5 protein-coding genes are annotated in these 5,695 nt (G+C 73.5%); 2 read left to right on the top strand and 3 right to left on the bottom strand.

The window, feature by feature from the left end; translation table 11 throughout:
- Window positions 1-350 precede the first annotated feature (350 nt).
- Together ITI46_RS32760 and ITI46_RS32755 are read left to right on the top strand one after the other, a co-directional pair.
- Window positions 351-1,130, top strand: coding sequence for an alpha/beta hydrolase (locus ITI46_RS32760; RefSeq protein WP_209243587.1), 780 nt, complete (start codon window positions 351-353; stop codon window positions 1,128-1,130).
- Complete coding sequence (locus tag ITI46_RS32755; RefSeq protein WP_247746955.1) at window positions 1,120-1,581, top strand: hemerythrin domain-containing protein; 462 nt, start codon at window positions 1,120-1,122, stop codon at window positions 1,579-1,581. Before ITI46_RS32760 ends, ITI46_RS32755 begins: the two co-directional genes overlap by 11 nt.
- A 151-nt stretch (window positions 1,582-1,732) precedes the next feature.
- Here the strand turns inward: ITI46_RS32755 and ITI46_RS32750 are convergent, their stop codons facing one another.
- The 3 genes from ITI46_RS32750 to ITI46_RS32740 all read right to left on the bottom strand — a co-directional run.
- Window positions 1,733-2,656 carry a class I SAM-dependent methyltransferase gene (locus ITI46_RS32750; protein WP_209243586.1) on the bottom strand — a complete coding sequence of 308 codons (924 nt, stop codon included), beginning with the start codon at window positions 2,654-2,656 and terminating at the stop codon, window positions 1,733-1,735.
- 137 nt (window positions 2,657-2,793) lie between these two features.
- Complete coding sequence (locus ITI46_RS32745; protein ID WP_247746954.1) at window positions 2,794-4,638, bottom strand: acyltransferase family protein; 1,845 nt, start codon at window positions 4,636-4,638, stop codon at window positions 2,794-2,796.
- A partial coding sequence (locus ITI46_RS32740; protein ID WP_209243585.1) for an acyltransferase family protein occupies window positions 4,638-5,695 on the bottom strand: 1,058 nt, incomplete at its 5' end. The genes ITI46_RS32740 and ITI46_RS32745, both read right to left, overlap by 1 nt.

Below are 5,695 nucleotides of genomic sequence, written 5' to 3'. Positions count from 1 at the left end.
CCCCTCACCCCCGCCCGCTTCCTGGCCAACCTGCGCGGCGCCTGGTCCCGCACCCACCTCCGCATCCCCGCCGACCCACTGGACGCCGAACGGCAACTGTGCTGAGCGGGTTCTTCGTACGGAGCTCCCTCTCGGCCCAGGCGCTCACCAGCACGCGGCCGGCGCCCGCAACGATCGGCCGCCCACCAGGCCGGCGAGGACGCCGGCCTGGTGCCTTGACTCAGACATGAAGCCATGAGGGCGGCACAGAAACCACAGCGGGTCCCGGCGATCTTCGCGGTTATACTCCCGGGCAGCGTCGCGTGCCGGTGGCGGATGGATCGTCAGGCATGGAGGCGTCGTATCGAAAGGTGGCTACGGCCATTCCCACCCCGATTTCACAGAAGATCACGCTTTACCCCGCCGAGGACCGGTTCTCCGGCCCCCGACCCGCCGTCCTCGTCCTGCCCGGCGGCGGCTTCCGGGAACTCCCACCGCACGAAGGCGAAGGCTACGCGCGCTGGCTGTCCGGCCTCGGCATCCACGCCTTCGTCCTGTCCTACCGGCTGCTGCCGGACCGGTTCCCGGCCCCGCTCGAAGACGCCCGGGCCGCGTTGGACCACATCCGCAACGGCGACCACGGCCTCGACACCGGCCGGGTCGGCGTCATCGGATCGAGCGCGGGCGGCCAACTCGCCGGCCTGCTGATGACCGGCCGCATCCTGTCCATCGAAGAGGGCGTCACCGACCCGCCCCGACCGGACTTCGCGATCCTGGCCTACGCGCTGGCCGACCTCGACCTACTGCCACCGCCGGTGGTCGAGAACCTGCTCGGCGACCTGCTGCCCATCAAGGACGAGCTGTCCCCGGCCAAGCACGTGGACGCGTCGGTGTGCCCGACCTTCGTATGGGCCACCGCCCAGGACCCGCCGGGCCTGCCCAACGCCCTGGAGTGGACCCGGGCGCTGGCGGCCGCCGCCGTACCGGTGGAGTTGCACGTCTACCCGGGCGGCAGCCACGGCATCGGCCTGGCCGACGGCGTGGAATACGGCGGCGAGCCGCACAAGTTCATCGCGCGCGAGCCGCACACCGCGTCCTGGACGACCGCGTGCGCGGCCTGGCTGCGGCGGGAGGGCGTACTTGCCGGCTGACCGCGTCACCGCCTGGGGCGCAGAACTGCGGCGGGTGCACGGCAAGCTGCGCAATGCGCTGGCGCTGGCGCGGGCGGGACTGGACGGCGGCGACCCTGCCGACGCCGCCACCGACCTGCTGTTGTTCTGCCACGGGTTCTGCGCTGCCCTGACCGGCCACCACCGCGCCGAGGACGGTTCGCTCTTCCCTGAACTGGTGCGGGCGCGACCCGACCTGGCGCCGGTGGTGGCGAAGCTGGCTCAGGACCACAACATGATCGAGCACCTCATCGGTGGATTGCGGAAAGCGGTGGCCGACTCGGCCGACCCGGAGGTGGCACACCGCCACCTGGACGGGATCGAGGCGGTGATGGAGACGCACTTCACGTACGAGGAGAAGCAACTGGGAGCGGTGCTGGACGGCATGGACGCCGACTTCGACCGCACCGAGATCTTCGGCCCGATCAGCTGAGCCGCGTCCCGGTCGCGCCGCCCGCCGACGGCGCGACCGGAAACCCCACCCGGGTTCGAGCGGAACCGCCACCGCCTCGGCCGGGCGCGGTGATGAGTCCGGCTTGCGACAGGCTCCGCACATCACCGGCCGGGCAGCTCCCAGGTCCCGCTCAGCGCCGGGCGCGGCGCAAGGCGCGGGTCATCACTGGGGGGAGCAGGTCGGCGGCGAGGCGGCGGGCCGCGGCGGCGCGGGGGGCGGGCTTGCCGGAAGCGGCAGCAGTGGCCGCCGCGGGGGGAGCGTGCCGGGAGACGGGCAGGCTCGGCGGATCGGCCTTGCGGGCACCCACCAGCAACAGCCGTTGCCCCGCCACCTCCTGCCACTGCAGCCAGCACTTGCCGCGGGCCCGCAGCTCCGCGTGGAGCGCGTCCTGCCAGGGCCGGGGCTCGCCCCAGGTGCCGTAGAACTTGTGGCTGGAGACGCACACCGGCCGCAGCCCGCTCTCCAGCACGGCCTGCCAGGTGGCGCAGGCGACGCCGGGTGTGTGGTCGGAGCGGTAGTCGTCCAGGACGACGAGCCCTTCGGGAGCGAGCACGTCCCGCGCTGCGGCGATGTCCCCGTGCACGTGCTCGTACAGATGCGAGGCGTCCACATGGACGAAGCGGCAGCTGCCGTCCGCGACCTCGTCGGGCACCACTGACGTGGGGGCCTGCATGATCACCGGCAGCTCGTCGTGGAACGACAGATAGTTGGCCTCGAAGGCGCGCCGGGTGAGCGTCGAGTAGGAGCGCTCCATCTCGCGCTCGTTGGCCTTGTCGGGTGCGGCCTCGGGGTCGTCGAACAGATCGCAGACGGTGAAGCGTTCCTCGGGGGCGTTCAGATAGCCGCCCATGAGTACGGCGCTCTTGCCCATGTAGGCGCCCATTTCCAGCAGGTCACCGCGGTGTTCGCGGTCCCGCTGCCGGCTCAGGAACCAGTCGAAGAGGATGAGGTCGGTGCGGTAGAACCAGCCGGGCACCTCGTCGAAGGTCCTGGGCCGGGGCAGACCCTGGGTCGCGGCCGGGGGAGCCTGACCGGACGTGGCTGTGGTCGTCATGGGGAGGGGGTCTCCTTGGGACGGGGCGTTCGTGGGGTCCTCGGCCCTGTATAGGGGCCCGCGGCGGCGCGGCGCACTCCCGGGCGCCGCCGATCGGCAGAGCTTCGGCGCCTCGCCGTCCGCGGGCCATCGGAAGTTCAGCCGACGTTCCGTGCCCCGTCCGCCCCGCGGACCGCACCCGCCGCGGGCCAACCGCCGAGGTCCCGGCCGGCGACGCCGGACACACCCGGCACGCCCGGAATGCCCGATACGCCCGACGTCATCGCCCCCGGCGCCATCGCTCCCGGAACCATCGCCCCCGATACGCTCGCCCCCGCGCCCACCGCGGTGGGCGCGGCCGGCGCCCCGGCCCCCGGCTCCGTACCGGCGCCCGCACCCGACGGGTGCGGCACCATGGCCTCCGGCGCCGCCCCGTCCGGCCCGGCCGCGTCCGGCGCCGTACCGTCGGGGCGTGCCGGACGGCCGCGCAGCCAGCCGGGGAAGGGCGGTTCGACCAGCGGCCACAGCACCTTGCGTACGTGCGGCAGCCCCAGCAGCACCGCGAGGCCGCAGGCCAGCACCGTGGTGCCCACCACCGCCAGCAGGCCGCCCGTGAGCACGGCCTGATAGCCACCGGCCTTCTCGACGGCCTTGACCACGAGCCCGTGCAGCAGGAACGGGTAGAGCGCACAGGCCCCCAGCACGGTGTATCCGGTCCGGTGCGCGGGCACGAGCGCGAGGAACGCGGCGACGAGCACCGCACCGACGGCGAACAGCCCGACACGTACTCCCACATACAGCAGCGGCGGCAAACCCAGCTCATGGGCGCCCGCCTCCATCAGCAGCCACTCGCGGCTCACCAGTGGCGCCGCCCACCAGGCACCGGCCGCGGCGGCGGCCATCACCGGCAGCGCCCATCTGCGCGCCGCACGGTTGCGCAGCGGACGCAGCTGGTCGGCGCGCAGCCGCAGGCCCAGCACGAACCAGGGCCAGTACATCAGCAGCTGTGGCAGCGCGAGTTCGTCCCCCAGCTCCGTGAACCCGGCGGCGACGGACAGCGCGGCCGCGAAGAACACCGGCCAGCGCACGGCGCGCCACACGGGCGCGGTCAGCCGCCAGACGAACAGCGCGGCCAGGAACCAGCACACAAAAGCCGGCCGGGTCGGCGTGACGGTGAACGGCCGGTCCCACAGGAGAGTGTGCACCCCCGCGTAAGCCGCCTCGAAGACGAGGTAGGGCACCAGTACGTGGGTGAGCAGCCGGCGGATCTGGTCCGGCCGCCCGGTGAAGCTCCGGGAGAGATGGCCGCACAGCAGTGCCAGCGCGGGGATGTGGAAGGAGTACACCAGCAGCGAGGCGGCCTCGACGCCGCGCATCGCGTCGGCGACGGGCGCCCAGTTGTGGCCCAGGACGACGAGGACGACCAGCAGGAAGCGCGCGTTGTCGAGAAACGGGTCACGCCCGCTCGGCCGTCCCCCCAGCGCCGATGCTCCGCCGGACCGCCGCACCCGCGCCCGCGCCCGCACGCCGGTACGCGCCCCCGTCGCCTCCCCACCCGTACGGCCGCTGCCGCTTCCCGCCAGGGCACTCCTCCCGCCTCCGGTACGGCCGCCTCCCGTCAGGCCGTCGCCGGTGCGGCCTTCCCCGTGCTGGCTGCCGCCGGCCGGCCGGCCGCCGCGCGGGCGCCGGGTGCCCGAGGACGGCGGCGCCGGCGCCGGGGCGGGGAACGCGGAGCCCGCGCCGGGCGGTTGCGGTCCCGGGTGGGCTCCGTCGAGGCTGCCGTCCGCCGGGGCGGGGAAACGGTGCGCGGAGTGGCTGGGGTGTGCCGACTGCGCGAAGGGGCCGACGGCCGACGCCGCCGCGTCCCGCGCGGGCGGGCCCTTCTCGAAGGCGCCCTTCACGAAGGGGTCGGCGGAGGTGTCGATGGAGGTGCCGATCGAGGTGTCGGTGAACGTGTCGGTGTACGCGTCGGTGAAGGTGTCGGTGAAAGGGTCCCAGGCCATCACGCCGTCCTTGGCTCACTCGTTCCGGGCGAGCTTTCCCGGCGCCGCGACCGGTTCAGACCGGGCACCGGTGGCTCGATGAGGGGCCGCGCGAGCCGCCGTACGGGCGCGGTCGACAGCAGTACGGCGACGGCGGCTCCGCAGGCCGTCAGCAGGGCGGCACCGAAGGGGCCCAGCGGGCGCAGCGGTGCGTCCCAGCCGTAGGCGTGCGCGGCAGAGGTCAGCAGTCCGTGCAGCAGATAGGGGTACAACGTCACGGCCCCGAGTCCGGCCAGCCACCGGGTGCGCCGGGGCACCAGGGCCAGAAAGGCGCCGGTCATCAGCGCCGCCACCGCGAACAGGCCGAGCCGTACCAGCAGATACGGCAGGATGCTCACGCCCAGCCCGGCCTGCCCGTAGCTCATCCACAGCCAGTGCACATCGGTGCCCGGCGCCACCGCGTACGCCGCGGCGCCGCCCGCCACCAGCACCGGCGCAGCGCACCACCGCAGTACGCGGCTCTCCCGCAGCCGTGCGAAGTGGGCGGGCCGCAGGGCCAGTCCGAGCACGAACCACGGCAGGAACATCAGCACCCTGGGCAGCGCCAGGTCGTACCCCATGGTGGAGGTGCCCGCCGCCAGCGAGACGAGCGCGGCGACCGGCACCGGCCAGGGGATCACCCGCCACAGCGGCACCGTCAGCCGCCAGACGAACAGCGCGGCCAGGAACCAGCACACGAACGTGGGCTCCGTGAGGGTGAGCCGGAACGGCTTGCCCCAGGCGGCGGCCTCCACCGCGCTGTAGAGGACCTCGAAGACGAGATAGGGCACCAGCACCCCGGCCACCAGCTTGCGCAGCTGCGCGGGCCGTGCGGTGAAACCGCGCGAGAAGTAGCCGCTCAGCAGGATGAAGGCGGGCATATGGAAGGCGGAGATCCACAGGTAGCCCGCCTTGACGGTGCGGGAGCCCTCCACCAGCCCCATCGGCCAGGTGTGGCCGATGACGACGAGCACGATGAGCAGGAACTTCGCGTTGTCGAGAAACGGATCCCGCTCTGGCCTCCCCCGCCCCTCCGGCC

This window comes from Streptomyces oryzae (assembly GCF_017676365.1).
Taxonomy (GTDB): Bacteria; Actinomycetota; Actinomycetes; order Streptomycetales; family Streptomycetaceae; genus Streptomyces; species Streptomyces oryzae.
The sequence above is the reverse complement of the archived record's forward strand: the minus strand, read 5'-3'. Positions and strand labels throughout refer to the sequence as shown.

Bases quoted from the DNA above. Each gene is read 5' to 3' on its own strand.
- ITI46_RS32750 (WP_209243586.1), bottom strand. From the start codon at position 2,656: ATGACGACCACAGCCACGTCCGGTCAGGCTCCCCCGGCCGCGACCCAG.
- ITI46_RS32745 (WP_247746954.1), bottom strand. From the start codon at position 4,638: ATGGCCTGGGACCCTTTCACCGACACCTTCACCGACGCGTACACCGAC.